Source organism: Campylobacter concisus (assembly GCF_002914005.1).
In the GTDB taxonomy this organism is placed as follows: Bacteria; Campylobacterota; Campylobacteria; order Campylobacterales; family Campylobacteraceae; genus Campylobacter_A; species Campylobacter_A concisus_N.
This window is the reverse complement of record NZ_POZU01000065.1, coordinates 1-16,773: the sequence shown is the minus strand read 5'-3', so window position 1 is coordinate 16,773 and position 16,773 is coordinate 1. Positions and strand designations below refer to the sequence as shown.

Genomic DNA, 16,773 nt, shown 5'->3' with positions numbered 1-16,773 from the left:
CCTAAAAATAGGGCTTATAATCATTTATAATTTTTAATTGCGGTATCTAAAATTTCTTTTGCAGCATTTGCATCTTTAAATTCTTTCACTTTTACCCATTTGTTTGGCTCGAGAATTTTATAAGTTTCAAAGAAATTTTTGATCTTATTTAGTGTTGCAACTGGCAGATCCTGGTAGCTTTTTATCGCATCATATCTTGGGTCAATCTTTGTAACCGGCACAGCCAAAAGCTTTTCGTCCATACCCGCCTCATCTTCCATTACCAAAACGCCTATCAAGCGGCAAGGGATGACACTACCAGCTTGGAGCGGATACTCATTTAGTACCAAAATATCAGCTGGATCGCCGTCTGCTGCAAGTGTGTTTGGCACGAAGCCGTAGTTTGCTGGGTAGAACATCGCTGAGTAAAGTACGCGATCGACCACGACTGCACCGCTATCTTTGTCGATCTCATATTTGATATTTGAGCCATAAGGTATTTCGATTACGGCATTGATTTTGTCTGGGTTTGAGCCAGCTTTGATTTTTGAAACGTCCATATATTCGTCCTTTATGTTAGAAATTTTCGTGATTTTAGTATTTTTTGCATTAAATGCGTGTAAATTTTAACTACCTTATGATTTCTACGCTATCAACATCGATCTCTGTTTTCATAAGGTCTTTATCTATCTCGCCTCTTATTCGTAAAGGTATATCTTCATTGACTGTTATGTTGCCCCATTTGTTTTTGTCGATCTCAACAACGATGACGTCACCATTTTTATCAATAAATTCATATTTGTCTGATTTTATATGTGATTTTATTTTACCTTCTAGCACAACTTTGGTGTCGTCATTTAGTTTTAAGACCTCTTTTACGCTTATTGTTTCGCTTGAGTGCTTTGATGTGAAGCCTCCAGCCATTGCAATGCTAGCAGATATTGCAGCGATTATGATCTTTTTCATTTTTATCCTTTTGGAATTTATTGTAAAAATTTAAAAGGATATTACATTTTTGATGTTAATGAAAAGTAAGTTTTAAAACCTTGCACCTTTTGATGCAAGGTCTGTAAATTTATATAAGTTTAGCTAGTAAATTTTTGATATCAGCTACGATCTCGTCGATGCCACGCTCACCGTTTACTACATAGAGTAGCTCTTTTTTGCTGTAAAATTCACGGATAGGTACGATCGGATCAAGATAGACTTTCATACGGTTGTTAAAGACTTCGTTGTTGTCATCAGCGCCTCTTGCACGGCCAAGCACTCTAGCTCTTGCCACATCTTCGCTAACATCTACTTCGATGACGCCTTTAAGAGAAATTTCTTTTTGCTCGCTTAATACCTTGTTAAGCTCAGTCATTTGCTCAACGCTTCTTGGGTATCCGTCTATTATGATGTTTGATTTTTCTGAGCCTTTAATGGCTGATACGATCGCGTTTACGACAACGTCAAGCGGAACTAAATTTCCTTTTGAGATAAAGCCGTCTATCAGCTTGCCAAGCTCGCTACCGCTAGCAACCTCAGCTCTTAAAAGATCGCCAGTTGAAAAATGTGCAAATTTCTCATCTTGCTGTGCAATGAGTGATGCGTCTGTCGTTTTGCCGCTGCCTGGAGCGCCGATGATTAAAAATAAATTCTTCATTCTTTCCCTTTTTTATATTTTTTGAGCGCCTTTGAATGAGTTTGAAAATTTCTATGCAACATCCAAATTCATCTCAAAAATTTAAATCTTTAAATTAACTCAAATTTAGACATCCAAAAAGTCCAAATTTATTACAACAAAATTTTAAGCCTTTTGCTCTTTTTCTCTTATCCTTAGTCCTAGCTCCCTAAGCTGCTCGTTGCTAGCGTGGCTTGGTGCCTTTGTTAGTGGGCACTGAGCACGTTGTGTTTTAGGGAATGCTATGACATCACGGATCGAGCTTGCTTTATTTACAAGCATATTTAGCCTATCAAAGCCGATCGCAATACCACCATGTGGAGGCGCACCAAATGTCAAGGCATCAAGCAAGAAGCCAAATTTCTCACGTTGCTCTTCTTCGTCTATGCCAAGAAGCTTAAAGACCTTTTGTTGGATATCGTTTTTGTGAATTCTTATACTTCCGCCGCCAAGCTCAAAGCCGTTTAGAACAACGTCGTGAGCGATAGAAAGGATATCCTCAAGATCGGGCTCATCTATATTTTTTGGCATTGTAAATGGATGGTGCATCGCAGAGTAGCTGCCATCATCATTTTGCTCAAACATTGGGAAGTCAAGCACCCATAAAAACTCAAGCTTGTCTTGATCGATGATACCCATTTGTTCAGCTAGGAAAATTCTAAATCTTCCCATATAATCAAGCACGATCTTCTTCTTACCAGCACCAAAGAATACAACGTCACCAACTTTTAGCTCGCATCTTGAGATGATCTCATCAAGATCGCTTTGCTCGAAAAATTTACAAAGTGGGCCTTTTAGTCCTTCTTCTTTCATTTGGAAGTAGCCAAGACCTTGTGCACCAAATTTACGTACAAATTCCTCAAATCTATTCATCTCACGCTTACTAAAGATGTTGTCGCCATTTGGTACTTTTAGCGCTTTGATGCGGTTTTTCTTCTTATCTTTTGCAATAGAACTAAAAATTTCATTACTTGAGCGTTCAAAAATATCGATAACATCGATCATTTTTAGATCGTATCTAAGATCAGGCTTGTCTGAGCCGTAAGTCTCAGTGGCCTCTTTGTAGCTCATGCGTCTAAATGGCGTTTTAATATCGTATCCGCAGGCTTTAAAAATATCTTTTAGCATCGTTTCAGCCATATTTATGATATCTTCTTGCTCGACAAAGCTCATTTCGATATCTATTTGAGTAAATTCTGGTTGGCGATCAGCCCTTAAGTCTTCGTCGCGGAAGCATTTTGCGATTTGGAAATATTTATCAAAGCCAGAACACATCAAAAGCTGTTTAAATAGCTGTGGACTTTGTGGGAGTGCGTAAAATTGACCTGGATATACACGGCTTGGCACTAGATAGTCTCTCGCTCCTTCTGGAGTTGCGCGTGTTAAAACCGGAGTTTCAAACTCGATAAAGCCCATTTTATCTAGGCTGTTTCTAGCTGCGATCGCTGCACGAGAACGCATTTTAAATATATTTTGCAAGCGCTCGCTTCTTAGATCTAAAAAGCGGTATTTTAGTCTGATATCTTCATTTACACTCTCATCACCTATCATAAATGGTAGTGGCTCGCTTGGATTTTCGATGATTAGCTCGCTTACTATTACTTCTATCTCGCCAGTTTTTAGTTTTGGATTGGTTAGTCCTTCGCCTCTAGCTCTTACTTTTCCTTTTGCCTTTAAGACATATTCATCTCTTACTTTTGCAGCCACGTCATGTGCTTCTTTGCTATCAGCCGGATCGCAAACTAATTGTATAAGCCCACTAACATCTCTTAAATCGATGAAAACAACGCCGCCATGGTCTCTATATGTGTTTGCCCAGCCACAAAGTATTACTTCTTTGCCGATGTCAGCTTTGCTAAGATCGGTGCAATAATGACTTCGCATAAAATGCTCCTTTGCAATGTTTTTTAGGCAATTATAGTCGCTTTTTTCTTTTGAAAAGCTTTGTTAAAATAAAATATGTTACAATCATTTACATGAAAAATGAACAAAAATTTAATACTTTTTGCACAAAAAAAGTAGGACTTATTGCTAAAGATTATCCATTATTTAGGCAAGATTTAGAAAAATTAGAAAAAATTTTAAAAAAGTATAACGCAGAAATTTTGCTTGAAAAAAATTGTGCTAAGCGTATAGAAAAAAATGGTTTTGAGCTGATAAAACTAGCCAAAGAGTGCGAATTTTTGATCACTCTTGGCGGAGATGGCACGATCATTTCAACTTGTAGAAAGCTAGCTCACATTTCGCCGCTAGTCCTTGGCATACACGCTGGCAGGCTCGGCTTTTTGACAGATATCACGATAAATGAGAGTGAGAAGTTTTTTAAAGACTTTTTTGATGGTAAATTTGAGGTAGAAATGCCTTTTATGCTTGATGTCGTGCTTCATAAAAATGATGGCAAAACTGAGCAAAAGATAGCATTTAATGACGCGGTTATCGTTAGTAAAAATGGCGGTTCGATGACACATATCGAGGCACTTTTAAATGAAAAATATTTTAATTCATATTTTGGAGACGGCGTTATAGTAGCGACACCTGCTGGAACAACGGCATATAACATGAGCGCAAATGGCCCTATTATTTATCCATTAAGCGAAGTTTTTACAGTAACTCCTATCTGCTCGCACTCACTTACACAGCGTCCAGTCGTGCTTACCAAAAATCATACGGTCAAATTTAGAACAAATAGTGACGCCATTTTAGTAATAGACGGCCAAGACCGCTTTGATGTGAGTAAAATTTCAGCTGTTAGCATGAGCCTGAGCGATAAAAAAGCGAGGCTGATACGTCATATTGGCAGGGATTATTTTCAAATTTTAAAAGAGAAACTTCACTGGGGTTATAATGATTGATCGAATTTTGATTAAAGATTATCTAAATTTTAAAAATGTCGAGCTAAATTTCAAAGAGGGTCTTAGTGTATTTACGGGCGTTAGTGGCGCTGGTAAGTCGGTGCTAATGAGCTCGATAATGGCTGTTTTTGGGCTAAAAGATAGCGAGGCAAGGCTAATAGAAGCTGATGTGGAGCATAAATTTGAGCTTGATGAGTTTGGCATAGAAAACGAAGAGGTTAATATTTTCAAGCTTTTAAAAGATAAAAGCACGAGATATTTTATAAACCAACAAGCCATCTCAAAGAAAAATTTAGCCCAAGTGGCGCGCGAGCACATCAAATATCTCTCGGCAAAAGAGGCAAATGAATTTGAAAATGAGAAATTTCTAAATTTGCTTGATAGGCTGGAAATTTCAAAAAATGAGAAATTTAAAGAGATAAAACAGGAATTTGAAGAAGCGTTTTTGGAATTTTCTAAAATTTCAAAAGAGCTAGCCACTATAAAAGAGGAAGAGAAAAAGGTCGAGGAGCTAAAGGAGCTTGCAAGCTTTGAGATCGAGAAGATAAGAAGTGTGGGGCCTAAAAAAGGCGAGTTTGAAGAGCTTATGGAGACTAAAAAGAGGCTTAGTAAAAAGGATAAGATAAATGAAGCGTGGACTAGGGCTGAGCGGATATTTGAGCTAGAGCACAGCGTAAATGAAGCACTAAGCATTAGCGACCTTGACAATGGCTTTTTTGAAGATGCAATGAACGAGCTAAGGGTTGCAAGAGATAGCCTAAATATGGAAGAGCTTGACGATATCGACGTGGAGAGCGTGCTTGATAGGATAGAGGCGGTAAATGCTATTATTAGGCGATACGGCAGCGAGGAAGAGGCGCTAGAGGCGCTTGATAAAAAGGAAAAAGAGCTTGCTAGATATGAAAATTTAAGTTTTGAAAAGAGTGAACTTGAGAAGAAATTTGAAATTTTAAGCAAAAAGGCAAATGAGCTTGCCAGCGCTTTAAGCAGGGCAAGGGGCGTAAATTTAAAAGAGCTTGAGGCTATGATAAATTTATATTTAAAAGAGCTTTATATGCCAGATATTACGCTAAAAATAGGAGAAAAAAGACTTGATATTTTAGGACTTGATGAGGTTTGTCTAAATTTAAATGAGACTTCGCTTAAAAATTTAAGTTCAGGCGAGCTAAACCGCCTAAGACTGGCTTTTATAGCCGCATCTAGTGAGATCACAAAAACTGGCGGTGATGTTATCATACTTGATGAAATAGATGCAAATTTAAGTGGAAAAGAGGCGATGAGTATCGCAAATGTTTTGCTTAAGCTTGCAAATTTTTATCAAATTTTTGCCATTTCGCACCAGCCACAGCTTAGCTCAAAGGCAAATTCACACTTTTTGGTAGAGCGCGACGGCGAGAACTCGGTCGTAAGAGAGCTTGATAAAGATGAACGAGTGAGCGAATTAGCACGTATGATAAGCGGTGAGCACATAAGTGAAGAGGCAATAAATTTTGCGAAAGGGCTTTTAAAGTAGCTTAATTTAAATTATTAATTTAAGCTTTATAAATAAATTTATTTGATAAAATCGCCACTAATTTGATAAAAATTTTTGTAGGAATAATATGGAAAGAATCCTTGTAGTTGATGATAATAAGGCGTTAGCAAAGCTGATTGTTATGCAAATGGAAAAGACTATTGATGAGATGGCAATTGATGTCGCATATAGTTTCGCCGAGGCTCAAATGCTAATTAATGAGCATGACAAAGATTATTTTATGACTATTTTGGATTTAAATTTGCCAGATGCTCCAAATGGCGAGATCGTTGATTATGCACTTTCCAAAGGACTTTCAGCTATTGTTTTAACAGGTAGCATTGATGATGAAACAAGGCAAAATTTTATAAATAAAGATATTGTTGATTATGTTTATAAAGGGAATATGGATGATATCAACTATATCTTCCAAATGATAAATAGACTGAGCAAAAATAGACAATACAAGGTTTTGGTTGTTGAAGATTCGCTCCCTTTTAGAAATATGATAAAAAAGATATTAACTAGCCTTCAGTTTAAAGTTTTGGCTGCGGCTCATGGCGAAGAGGCAATGAGTTATTTTGCAGATAATCCTGATATAAATCTTATAATAACTGATTATAGAATGCCGGTAAAAGATGGCCTTGAAGTTTTAAAAGAGGTTAGAAAAGAAAAAGATAAAAATAGTCTTGGCGTAATTGTTATGACATCTCCTAGCGAAAAGACTGACGCATCAATATTTTTAAAAAATGGTGCGAGCGACTTTATAGCAAAACCATTTTCAAAAGAAGAGCTAATATGTCGTGTTAATAATACGATTGAAGCGATGGAAAATATAAATAAGATAGCAAATTTTGCAAATCGTGACTTCTTGACCGGAGTTTATAATAGAAGATTTTTTTATTCCGACGTGGAAGAGTATATCCAAGTAGCTGAAGAGACCAATGAGGCTTATGCTTTTGCAATGATTGATGTTGATTATTTTAAGAAGATAAATGATACATATGGCCATGATGGTGGAGACAGGATACTAAAATCAATCGCAAAAATTTTAAATGATAATACAAAAGGAAGCGATATTGTTGCAAGATTTGGCGGCGAAGAGTTTTGCGTTGTGCTTAAAAAGATAAGCAAAGAAGAAGCTGTCAAATTTTTTGTAAATTTACGAGCCAAAGTGTCTGAAAATGAAGTAGTTATAAAAAAACAAAAAATAAGAGTTACTATATCTATAGGTGTATCTTTTGGCAATGGACATTGCGAGATAGACGATATGCTTGAGGCTTGCGATTCAGCGCTTTACACCGCAAAAGAAAATGGTAGAAACAGAGTAGAAATAGCTTTATGATTATAGATACACATTGTCATTTGGATAGTAAAATTTATGATCCTGACCTTGATAAAATTTTAGATGAAGCTAGAAATTTAGGGCTAAAGGGCTTTATTATCCCGGGAGCTGATATCAATGATTTACCAAAAGCGGCTAAAATAGCACATGAAAATTTTGACATTTTCTTTGCCGCTGGAGTTCATCCATATGATAAAGAGAGTTTTGATATTGAAACTTTAAGAAATTTTGCTAAAGATGAAAAGTGTGTGGCAATTGGTGAATGTGGTCTTGACTACTTTCGCTTACCAAAAGATGAAAATGAAAAGATAAAAGAAAAAGAGGATCAAAAACGTATTTTTTTAGCTCAACTTGATTTGGCTGTTGAGTTAAAAAAACCCGTTATTCTTCACATTAGGGAGGCTAATGAGGACTCTTTTAACATCTTAAAAGAGTATGCACCAAAGCTTGAAGCTGGAGCGATTTTGCACTGCTATAATGCTTCGCCACTTCTTTTAGAGCTTTGTAAATTTGGGAATTTTTACTTTGGCATAGGCGGTGTTTTAACATTTAAAAATGCTAAAAATTTAGTCGAAATTTTGCCAAAAATCCCATTTGACAGGATAGTTATTGAAACTGACGCTCCTTATCTCACGCCAGAACCAAATCGCGGCAAGAGAAATGAGCCGGCGTTTACGACATTTGTTGCTAAAAAGATAGCTGAAATTTTAAACCTTGAGTTTGAAGTTGTTTGCGAAAAAACTTCAAATAATGCCAAAAGGTTGTTTAAGTGCTTTGCTTAAATTTTGAGCGTTGCACTTGTTTAAGATGCTAGCATCTTAAGTTTTGACACGAAAAAGGATAGAAATGAAAGCAATGCTTAAAATATTTTTAATGTTTGCATGTAGTACCTTGCTACTAGCAAATACACCTGAAAAGAGCTCATACGATACTCAGGTAAAAATTTTAAAAGAGTTGGATATTGACGCTAGCTTTATGAAGACTTCTCACTATGCAAAGATGAGGCAAGGTATCAAACAATCGCAACTTGAAACATTTACAGAAGCTCTAAAAAATGGTTATATGTATATACCGATGGTAAAAGAGCAGATCAAAAAATCAGGCGTACCTGAGTCATTTTTTTATCTAGCTATGATAGAATCAGGCTTTTCAAATCACACAGTCTCAAACGCAAAAGCTACTGGCATGTGGCAGTTTATGGAGCAAACGGCTAGACTGCATGGTCTAAAGGTAGGACAGTATGTCGATGAGAGAAAAGATCCAGTAGAGTCTACTATTGCAGCAACAAATTATCTAAAGTCGCTTAAAAATCAATTTGGCAAGTGGTATCTAGCAGCTATGGCTTATAACTGCGGTGATGGTGCCTTAAAAAGAGCTATACAAAAAGCCGGTACAGATGACCTTGTAACGCTTCTTGATGCGGAGAAAAAATACCTTCCAGCCGAAACTAGAAATTTTGTTATCAAAATTTTAAGAGCAGCATATACCGCAAAAGACGCAGACTTCTTGATGTCTAAAGATTCATCTTTATTGAACATAAACGGAGGATTAAAGCTTGTAAAAGTAAAAGTACCTGGTGGTACAAATTTGGCTCAAATAGGCGATAGTATCGGCCTTAGTACAAAAAAAATGAAAAACAACAATCCGCACTTAAAATTTGTATTTACTCCACCAACTCTAAAAGATTATTATGTTTATATCCCTGAAAATAAAAAGCAGCTTTTTGCAGAAAATTTCAAGCCATTTAATGGTAAAAACAATTTTTATGCCTATGTCGTAAAAAAAGGCGAAACATTACTTTCTATCTCTAAAAAAACAGGTGTTAGTCATAGAGCGATCAAAGACTACAACGAGCTTAGCACAAATGCCGTAAGCTATAATCAAAAACTAATTATTCCATTTTCCGCCCAAAATAAATCTCAAAACTATATAGTCCAAACTGGTGACACGATAGCTTCTTTATCTAAAAAATTTAATGTGAGTGAAAAAGATTTAAAAGATGCAAATTCTTTTGCTAGTTCAAATTTAAATGTTGGAGCAAATATTGTCATACCATAAGAGCCTAAAATTTTATATAGGACTAAGTTTTACTCTTCTAGTTACTGGTTGCTCTTGGAGCGGGGCACCATTTACACCAAGTGGCCCAACTAATGTAAAGGGTAACAATTCAGCTTCTATCCAAAAAGCAACAATGAGACCTTACACGATAAATGGCAAAACATACTACCCAACCGTTGTAAGCGTTGGTGATAAGGCAAGTGGTACGGCAAGCTGGTATGGTCCAAATTTTCATGGCAAAACAACCTCAAACGGCGAAATTTATAATATGTACAACATGACTGCAGCACACAAAACTTTGCCGATGAATACGATCCTTAAAGTAACAAATTTAAGAAATCAAAAAAGCATCATTGTTCGCGTAAATGATCGTGGACCTTTTGTGGCTGATAGAGTTTTAGACCTTTCAAAGGCGGCTGCAACTAAACTTGATATTATCGGTACAGGCACAGCTCCAGTCAGTATGGAAGTCATAGGCTTTAATGAAGATATAAATGCTGTTGCTAGCATTAATACCCAAACAAAACCAACAAGTACTGGTATAAAAGTGCCAAATCCAGTCTCTCCGACAGCTCCAACTGGAGGCATTATTATTTCGTCAGAGCAACGGGTCGTAGGTGGAGATTTTATGGTGCAAATTGGCTCATTTAAAAACCTTGAGGGCGCAAACAGATATCAAAGAGAACATCAAAGCATAGATGGCTATAAGTCGGTAGTTAAGACATTTACTATAGATGGCTCGACCATTTATAGAGTATTTTTAAATGGCTTTAGAAGTGAGGACGAGGCTAGGGATTATGCAAGAAGCGGTAAATTCCAAGGTGCATTTATAGTAAGAGGTTAGGGCGTGAGAGAAGAAATTTTAGAGCTAACTAGAAATACAAAAGAGACACAAATCTCAATGAAGCTTAAAATTTATGGCTCTGGTATTGCAAAGATAGATACTGGCATTGGCTTTTTTGACCATATGCTTGAAGCTTTTACAAAGCATTCTTTGCTTGATCTTGAAATTTCATGCAAGGGCGACACGCATGTGGATTTTCACCACAGCGTTGAGGATGTAGGCATAGTTTTGGGTCAGCTTTTAAAAGAGGCCTTGTATCCTTTAAGTGGTGTTGAGAGATTTGGCGAGGCAAGCGTTGTTATGGATGAGGCGGCTGTTTTTTGCACACTAGATCTTAGCAACAGAGCTTACCTTGTATATGAAAATTTTAATGAAAACGCCAAGGTTGGCGAGTTTGACACGGAGCTTGTGGAAGAGTTTTTTAGAGCAGTTGCGATAAATTCAGCCATCACTCTTCATCTAAATCAAATTCGTGGCAAAAATACTCATCACATCATCGAAGCAACATTTAAATCATTTGCCGTCGCACTTCGTAGAGCGCTTGCTAAAAACGCAAGGATAGGCACACCAAGCACAAAGGGTGTTTTATGATAGAGATTATTTTTTTAGATATTGATGGGTGCCTGACTGATGGCAAGATCATCTACAATGCAAATGGCGAAGAGCTTAAATTTTTTGATGTAAAAGATGGCTACGCGATAGAAAGCTGGCTAAAGCTTGGTAAAAAAGTAGCTATCATTACAGGCAGAAAGTCAGCCATCGTTGAGCGAAGAGCAGAGGATCTAAAGATAAATCACGTCTATCAAGGTGTTGGTGATAAATTTGAAGTGGCGAGTGAGATATTAAAATTTGAAGGGCTTAGCTTTAAAAATGCAGCAGCTATCGGCGATGACTACAATGACTATAAAATTTTAAATGCAGTTGCTTGGAGCTTTAAGCCAAAAGACGCGATAAAAGAGCTTGATGTAAAGACAAAGTTAAAGCACAAAGGTGGCAATGGCGCTGTTAGAGAGATGATCGAGCTTATTATAAAATCAGAAAATTTATATGACGAGTGGTCGAAGCGTTGGTTGTAAAAATTTTCTACTTCGTCGTGGCAATTTTTAGTGTCGTGATGATATTTTTGGCAGCTCAAGATCCATACCTTACAAATGTTTTAAAGATTGATACAAAGATATCAAATATGCAGATAAATGATGTGATAGATTATGAGATAAATTCCACAAAAATAAGCGGAGTCTACGAGGCTGACGAGCTAAATAGATACAATGATAAAGATGAATTTTTGAGTTTTAAAGCAAAAATTTTAAGAGGAAATTTAAAACATTTTCTAAGCTCAGACAAAGCAATCTCACAAAATGACGAAATCATCTTTAAAAAGAATGCAAACTACGAAAACAACGATAGCTTGAGATTTATAAGTGACGAAGTGATATATGGAACAAAAACAAAGATAGTAAGATCTGAAGCAAATTTCACGCTCATAAGAAATAATGATAAGGCACTGGGCGAGAGTGGAAGCTATGATCTTGGCAAAAAACAAACGCAGGTAAAAGGGTTAAGGGCATGGGTAGAAGAAAATCAGCGATTTTAGCAATTATGTTGGGTTTTACATTTTTAAATGCAGAGCAAGTTGAAATCACATCAAATGATTTTTTTGCAGATGAGAATAAGCAAACTAGTGAATTTATAGGTAATGTAAATATCAAAAAGGGTTCATTTGATGAGCTTAAGGCAGATAAGGTGGTTGTCTATTTTGACAAAAAACGCCAGCCTATAAAATATGTGGCCACTGGCAATGCTAGAGCAAAAATTTTTATAAAAGATAAGCACTACGACGGCAAAGGCAATACTCTTACATACGAGCCAGCAAAACAGATCTATACTGTTAGTGGAAATGGCTATTTGCATGAGGTAGAAACTGATAAGAATGTTTATGGTGAAAAGATAGTTGTCAATCAAAAAGATGGCACATATAGTGTAAATAGTGATGAAAAAAAGCCTGTTAAGTTTATCTTTCAGGTAGAGGAAAAAGATAAGTGATAAGGCCACTAGGTGCTAAATTTATCACATCAAGTCCAAGTATAAAAGAGGCTCCAAGCTTCGTAACAAGCGAAGTCGTCTTTTTGGGTAGATCAAATGTTGGTAAAAGCAGCCTCATAAATACACTTGTAAATCAAAAAAATCTAGCCAAAAGCTCATCGACTCCTGGTAAAACTCAGCTTATAAATTTCTTTGAGGCCGAGTTTTGTGAGCAAAAAGACGAGCAGGAAGAAAAAGATAAATTTAAGCTCATCTTAGTTGATTTGCCAGGCTTTGGCTATGCAAAAGTGGCAAAGTCAAAGCATGATGAATGGCGTAAAAATTTAGATGAGTTTTTGAAATTTAGAAGCGATATAAGGCTTTTTATACATCTAATTGATGCTAGACATTTTGATTTGGATATAGACGTAAATGTGGATGCTTATCTAAAAAGCTTTTTAAGGGCTGATCAGAAAATTTTAAATTTATATACAAAAAGTGATAAACTAAATCAAAGCCAAAAGAGTGCGGTAATGAAATTTGACCCAAGTGGTATCTTGGTCTCAACTCTTAATAAAAGCGGTATCGAAAAGGCTAGAGAAGCTATCATAAATAACGTTCTTGGTAGATAAAATGCAAACCATAAGCAGCTTAGATATTAAAATTTTTAAAGAATTTTGGTGGGCTGTTTTTTTATTCTCATATGAGATCGCAACTACGCAATTTGGTTTCTTGCCGCCACTCATTGGCATTTTTTTTACTTATATGATTTTGGAGTATTCAAGAAAACAAAAGCAATACGACGAGTTTAAGCACAATTGGTACTTTGCGATAATTTTTATAATATTTGCTGAGCAAATTCATGGATTTCATCTTTTTTCAACGATTATTGCATTTTTGCTTTTTTATAATTTTATTTTAGACTGGCTATATACCACGATGAAGTGGCGAAACTGCCTACTTATCATCTTTGTAGCAGCTGGATACGCTTTAACATTTCTTGTAAATAACCTATTTGCTTACGTTTTAAATGAGCAAAATTTAGCATTTTCATCTGAATATCTATTTTTTATAGCATTTGAAAGTATCCTTGCTATCGTTCTTTTTAGGGATAAAGTGCTATGAGAATGCGCATCGTCTTTAGTGTAATCGCTCTTTTTTGGATTATACTTTTGGGACGAATTTATCACCTAAGCATAAACTCAAATACCTACTACAACGAGATCGCGGAGCAAAACGCGATAAAGACTATTTATATTCCGCCAGTTAGGGGCATCATTTTTGACGCACATGATAAGCCAATGGCCGTTAATCGTCTTGGCTTTTCAGTATCCATTAGACCTCATTTAAGTGCTAATAAAAAGGTAAAAATTTTAGATGATGAGCTAGCTTACATTGGCTCGCTATTTAGCGATCTAAATGCCACAAAGCTTAAAAATGAATACATAAAAAATGACTCAGCTTACAACCAGGATTTTATAAATGTGGTCGAATTTATTGATTATGATAAATTTTTACCATTTTTTGCATCACTTTCTTTGCGTGAAAATTTAGAAATAAGGCCCGCTTCAAAACGCCACTATCCGTATAACGATCTAGCTTCTCACATCATCGGCTATGTCGGTAGGGCAAATCAAAAAGATATAGATAATGATCCTTTGACAAAGCTTACAAATTATATTGGAAGAAGTGGCGTGGAGCGGTTTTATAATCCGATCTTACAAGGAATTCAAGGATTTAAAAAGATAAAGGTAAATGCCTTAAATGAAGAGATCGAACAGATAAACTATCAAGCACCACAAAGTCAAAATATCAAGCTTGCAGTCGATCTCGAGCTTCAGCAGTTCGTGGCTGATGTCTTTGGTAAGGATGCGGGAAGCGTCATAGTTATGAGTCTAAAAGATGGTGCTATCATAGCTGCTGGTAGCTTTCCAGAGTATGATCTAAATCCATTTGTGCTTGGAATTTCTCAGCCTGAATGGGAAGAGCTTGTAAAAAACGTCGATCATCCTTTCACAAACAAGCTAATAAACGGCCTTTATCCGCCAGGTTCTGTCGTAAAAATGGGTATGGCGCTTGCGTTTTTGGATAATGGCATGAGTAAATACGATAGCTTTTTTTGTAGTGGCTCGTATGAGCTTGGAGGACGTAAATTTCGCTGCTGGAACTCTCACGGACATGGAAATGTTAATATGAATACGGCAATTAGAGAGAGCTGTGATGATTATTTTTATAAAGGTAGTCAAAAGATAGGAATTGACGCTATTGTGCCGATACTGGAGCGTATGGGATTTGGTAGAAAAACCGAGGTTGATTTGCCAAATGAGTTTGTGGGGACTTTGCCAAGTAGAGAGTGGAAGATGAGGAAGTATGGCAAAGCGTGGTTTCAAGGCGAGACCCTTATCACTTCTATCGGACAGGGAAATTTCTTAGTCACGCCTATGCAAGTGGCAAAATATACAGCAGGCCTTGCAACTGGGCTAAATGTGACTCCGCATTTTTTAAAGAGCATTGATGACAAGGATGTTGATTTTACGCCAACAGATGATGCTTTTACGCCGTTTGAAAAATCACAACTACCAGCTATTAGGCATGCAATGTATGAAGTGGCAAATCACCCAAGAGGCACGGCAAATAGGCATTTTATTGGAAGCCTAGTTAAAGTTGCTGCAAAGACCGGTACTGCCCAGGTCGTTGGAATTTCTCAAACTGAAAAGAAACGTATGAAAGAGGAGGATATGGCGTATTTGCAAAGATCTCATGCATGGATGACTACATATGCGCCTTATGAAGATCCGCAATACGTCATCACAATGGTTATAGAGCATGGTGGCCATGGCGGAAGTGCGGCTGGGCTAAAAATCGCTCAAATTTATAATAAACTCGTTGAAATGGGATATATAAATTTAGAAAAAATCCAAAGTGATCAAAATAAAAAACAAGACAATAAGAAAAAATAAGATCACTAAAAAGCCGTAGGTGCGACCACTTACTTAGAAATTTTTACTTTATGCTTGGAGCGTTTTGGCTAAATTTATCAACTACTTTTTAATCTTCTTTATTAAATTTTGGCAAACTTGACTGAGAATTTATGTTTTTGGTAGCTAGCAAGAGCCTAAGCGTTGATATATCTTTAAATTCGTTAAATGGTCTTACTTAATAAAATGTGGCAATAGAAAAATATCAATTTCCAAAATATTTAAATATATAAAAACGTAGCAAAGTAAGATATCTCTTTGCTATTTTATAGAAGCTCATAAGGAAAATTTTGATTTTTATATGAGATTTTATCAGTGGCATTTGCCTTTTTAAAGCCATTTAGCCTTAGCCTGCAGCTATCGCAAAGTCCGCATGCCTCGTCCTCACTATCGTAGCAGCTCCAAGTAAGCTCTAGCGGCGAGCCAAGCTCAAGAGATTTTGCTACGATGTCAGCCTTGCTTAAATTTACAAGTGGAGTAATTATCTCGCACGAAAAACTAGGCGATGTGCCTAAATTTATAGCCTCGTTTATACTTTTTATGAAGCTTTCTTTGCAGTCAGGATAGCCTGAACTATCTTCTTCTACGACACCGATATAGATAGTTTGTGCATTTTCTTTTTCAGCAAGTGCGGCAGCGACCGAGATAAAAATACCATTTCGAAAAGGCACGTAAGTATTTGGTACATCTTTTTCTACTCCATCTTTTCTTATTTGCAAGCCTTCATCAGTCAAAGAATTTCCGCCTATTTGGGCAATAAAGCTAACATCTAAACTTATCTTTTTCGTAATGCCTAATCTTTCACAAATTTCGTTAAATGCACGTTTTTCACGTTTCATCGTCCTTTGTCCATAGTCAAAATGAAGCGCTACGATATCATATCCAGCCTTTTTTGCCATTACAGCACAAAGCGTACTATCCATACCGCCGCTCATTATACAAACTGCTTTTTTCATATTTTGCCTTTTATTTTTGCTAGAATTATACAAAAAGTTACTAAGGAAAGAGCCTAAAATGATACTTTGCGAAGAGAGCTATCCAAAAATTTTAGATGAAATTTGTGAATATTTGACACTAGGAGAAATCGAGCTAGTTTTTGTCGATAAGGAAGAAATGAGAGAACTAAATAAAACTGAGCGAGGCATTGATAAAACGACAGATGTTTTAAGCTTTCCGCTTGAGCTTGTCATTCACGCCCCACTTGGCTCAATCGTTATAAACAAAGATATGGTAAAAGAAAAAGCTGCAGAGCTAAATCATAGCGAAGATGCCGAAACCGCACTACTTTTTACACATGGATTGCTTCATATCTTGGGATTTGATCATGAAAAAGATGATGGCGAAATGAGAGAAAAAGAGTGCGAGGTTATCAAGAAATTTGAGCTGCCTAAAAGTCTAATCGTAAGAAGTGAGGATGTTAGGCTAATTGATCTTATAAATAATAAAAATTTAAAAGAGTAGATTTTCTTCAGATGCTTTGTGAAGCTCTTCTAAAAGCTCCTCTTTTTGGCATAAAATC

At 36.4% G+C, this 16,773-nt stretch carries 19 protein-coding genes; 14 read left to right on the top strand and 5 right to left on the bottom strand.

The window, feature by feature from the left end:
* Positions 1-20 precede the first annotated feature (20 nt).
* From ppa to aspS, 4 genes are all read right to left on the bottom strand, one after another.
* Positions 21-539: an inorganic diphosphatase gene (ppa, locus tag CYP54_RS07485; RefSeq protein WP_103604778.1), complete on the bottom strand. Its 519-nt coding sequence runs from the start codon at positions 537-539 to the stop codon at positions 21-23.
* A 70-nt stretch (positions 540-609) separates the two neighbouring features.
* Entirely contained in the window at positions 610-945 is a 336-nt protein-coding gene (locus tag CYP54_RS07480; protein ID WP_103604777.1) for a NirD/YgiW/YdeI family stress tolerance protein, read from the bottom strand.
* Positions 946-1,054: 109 nt separating this feature from the next.
* Complete coding sequence (locus tag CYP54_RS07475) at positions 1,055-1,624, bottom strand: adenylate kinase (protein ID WP_103604776.1); 570 nt, start codon at positions 1,622-1,624, stop codon at positions 1,055-1,057.
* 144 nt (positions 1,625-1,768) lie between these two features.
* Positions 1,769-3,526 carry an aspartate--tRNA ligase gene (aspS, locus tag CYP54_RS07470; protein WP_103604775.1) on the bottom strand — a complete coding sequence of 586 codons (1,758 nt, stop codon included), beginning with the start codon at positions 3,524-3,526 and terminating at the stop codon, positions 1,769-1,771.
* A 92-nt stretch (positions 3,527-3,618) separates the two neighbouring features.
* On the opposite strand from aspS, the gene CYP54_RS07465 reads away from it, so the two are divergent.
* The 13 genes from CYP54_RS07465 to mrdA all read left to right on the top strand — a co-directional run bounded on the left by CYP54_RS07465 (position 3,619) and on the right by mrdA (position 15,236).
* On the top strand, positions 3,619-4,494 hold the full coding sequence (locus CYP54_RS07465) for an NAD(+) kinase (protein ID WP_103604780.1): 876 nt from the start codon (positions 3,619-3,621) through the stop codon (positions 4,492-4,494).
* Positions 4,487-6,007: an AAA family ATPase gene (locus CYP54_RS07460; protein WP_181001546.1), complete on the top strand. Its 1,521-nt coding sequence runs from the start codon at positions 4,487-4,489 to the stop codon at positions 6,005-6,007. The genes CYP54_RS07465 and CYP54_RS07460 overlap by 8 nt, the downstream gene beginning before the upstream one ends.
* Before the next feature lie 88 nt (positions 6,008-6,095).
* Positions 6,096-7,352: a GGDEF domain-containing response regulator gene (locus CYP54_RS07455; protein ID WP_103604774.1), complete on the top strand. Its 1,257-nt coding sequence runs from the start codon at positions 6,096-6,098 to the stop codon at positions 7,350-7,352.
* Positions 7,349-8,134, top strand: a complete 786-nt coding sequence (locus tag CYP54_RS07450; protein WP_103604773.1) for a TatD family hydrolase — start codon at positions 7,349-7,351, stop codon at positions 8,132-8,134. Before CYP54_RS07455 ends, CYP54_RS07450 begins: the two co-directional genes overlap by 4 nt.
* A 64-nt stretch (positions 8,135-8,198) precedes the next feature.
* Complete coding sequence (locus CYP54_RS07445) at positions 8,199-9,410, top strand: lytic transglycosylase domain-containing protein (protein WP_084040887.1); 1,212 nt, start codon at positions 8,199-8,201, stop codon at positions 9,408-9,410.
* On the top strand, positions 9,397-10,254 hold the full coding sequence (locus CYP54_RS07440) for a septal ring lytic transglycosylase RlpA family protein (protein ID WP_103604772.1): 858 nt from the start codon (positions 9,397-9,399) through the stop codon (positions 10,252-10,254). The genes CYP54_RS07445 and CYP54_RS07440 overlap by 14 nt, the downstream gene beginning before the upstream one ends.
* 15 nt (positions 10,255-10,269) lie before the next feature.
* Positions 10,270-10,845 (top strand): imidazoleglycerol-phosphate dehydratase HisB, encoded by a 576-nt coding sequence (gene hisB / locus CYP54_RS07435; RefSeq protein WP_181001548.1) that lies wholly within the window; start codon positions 10,270-10,272, stop codon positions 10,843-10,845.
* Positions 10,842-11,330: a KdsC family phosphatase gene (locus CYP54_RS07430; RefSeq protein WP_103604770.1), complete on the top strand. Its 489-nt coding sequence runs from the start codon at positions 10,842-10,844 to the stop codon at positions 11,328-11,330. Before hisB ends, CYP54_RS07430 begins: the two co-directional genes overlap by 4 nt.
* Complete coding sequence (locus CYP54_RS07425) at positions 11,321-11,848, top strand: LPS export ABC transporter periplasmic protein LptC (RefSeq protein WP_103604769.1); 528 nt, start codon at positions 11,321-11,323, stop codon at positions 11,846-11,848. The genes CYP54_RS07430 and CYP54_RS07425 overlap by 10 nt, the downstream gene beginning before the upstream one ends.
* Positions 11,821-12,297, top strand: a complete 477-nt coding sequence (gene lptA, locus CYP54_RS07420; protein ID WP_103604768.1) for a lipopolysaccharide transport periplasmic protein LptA — start codon at positions 11,821-11,823, stop codon at positions 12,295-12,297. Before CYP54_RS07425 ends, lptA begins: the two co-directional genes overlap by 28 nt.
* Positions 12,294-12,908 carry a ribosome biogenesis GTP-binding protein YihA/YsxC gene (gene yihA, locus CYP54_RS07415; RefSeq protein WP_103604767.1) on the top strand — a complete coding sequence of 205 codons (615 nt, stop codon included), beginning with the start codon at positions 12,294-12,296 and terminating at the stop codon, positions 12,906-12,908. The genes lptA and yihA overlap by 4 nt, the downstream gene beginning before the upstream one ends.
* Before the next feature lies 1 nt (position 12,909).
* Positions 12,910-13,401, top strand: a complete 492-nt coding sequence (locus tag CYP54_RS07410) for a hypothetical protein (protein ID WP_103604779.1) — start codon at positions 12,910-12,912, stop codon at positions 13,399-13,401.
* On the top strand, positions 13,398-15,236 hold the full coding sequence (mrdA, locus tag CYP54_RS07405; protein WP_103604766.1) for a penicillin-binding protein 2: 1,839 nt from the start codon (positions 13,398-13,400) through the stop codon (positions 15,234-15,236). The genes CYP54_RS07410 and mrdA overlap by 4 nt, the downstream gene beginning before the upstream one ends.
* A 284-nt stretch (positions 15,237-15,520) precedes the next feature.
* Here the strand turns inward: mrdA and queC are convergent, their stop codons facing one another.
* Positions 15,521-16,243, bottom strand: coding sequence for a 7-cyano-7-deazaguanine synthase QueC (gene queC, locus CYP54_RS07400; protein ID WP_258033711.1), 723 nt, complete (start codon positions 16,241-16,243; stop codon positions 15,521-15,523).
* Between the two features lie 25 nt (positions 16,244-16,268).
* On the opposite strand from queC, the gene ybeY reads away from it, so the two are divergent.
* Positions 16,269-16,715: an rRNA maturation RNase YbeY gene (ybeY, locus tag CYP54_RS07395; protein WP_103604764.1), complete on the top strand. Its 447-nt coding sequence runs from the start codon at positions 16,269-16,271 to the stop codon at positions 16,713-16,715.
* Positions 16,716-16,773 lie beyond the last annotated feature (58 nt).

Bases quoted from the DNA above. Each gene is read 5' to 3' on its own strand.
- ppa (WP_103604778.1), bottom strand. From the start codon at position 539: ATGGACGTTTCAAAAATCAAAGCTGGCTCAAACCCAGACAAAATCAAT.
- CYP54_RS07480 (WP_103604777.1), bottom strand. From the start codon at position 945: ATGAAAAAGATCATAATCGCTGCAATATCTGCTAGCATTGCAATGGCT.
- CYP54_RS07475 (WP_103604776.1), bottom strand. From the start codon at position 1,624: ATGAAGAATTTATTTTTAATCATCGGCGCTCCAGGCAGCGGCAAAACG.
- aspS (WP_103604775.1), bottom strand. From the start codon at position 3,526: ATGCGAAGTCATTATTGCACCGATCTTAGCAAAGCTGACATCGGCAAA.
- CYP54_RS07465 (WP_103604780.1), top strand. From the start codon at position 3,619: ATGAAAAATGAACAAAAATTTAATACTTTTTGCACAAAAAAAGTAGGA.
- CYP54_RS07460 (WP_181001546.1), top strand. From the start codon at position 4,487: ATGATTGATCGAATTTTGATTAAAGATTATCTAAATTTTAAAAATGTC.
- CYP54_RS07455 (WP_103604774.1), top strand. From the start codon at position 6,096: ATGGAAAGAATCCTTGTAGTTGATGATAATAAGGCGTTAGCAAAGCTG.
- CYP54_RS07450 (WP_103604773.1), top strand. From the start codon at position 7,349: ATGATTATAGATACACATTGTCATTTGGATAGTAAAATTTATGATCCT.
- CYP54_RS07445 (WP_084040887.1), top strand. From the start codon at position 8,199: ATGAAAGCAATGCTTAAAATATTTTTAATGTTTGCATGTAGTACCTTG.
- CYP54_RS07430 (WP_103604770.1), top strand. From the start codon at position 10,842: ATGATAGAGATTATTTTTTTAGATATTGATGGGTGCCTGACTGATGGC.
- lptA (WP_103604768.1), top strand. From the start codon at position 11,821: ATGGGTAGAAGAAAATCAGCGATTTTAGCAATTATGTTGGGTTTTACA.
- CYP54_RS07410 (WP_103604779.1), top strand. From the start codon at position 12,910: ATGCAAACCATAAGCAGCTTAGATATTAAAATTTTTAAAGAATTTTGG.
- mrdA (WP_103604766.1), top strand. From the start codon at position 13,398: ATGAGAATGCGCATCGTCTTTAGTGTAATCGCTCTTTTTTGGATTATA.
- ybeY (WP_103604764.1), top strand. From the start codon at position 16,269: ATGATACTTTGCGAAGAGAGCTATCCAAAAATTTTAGATGAAATTTGT.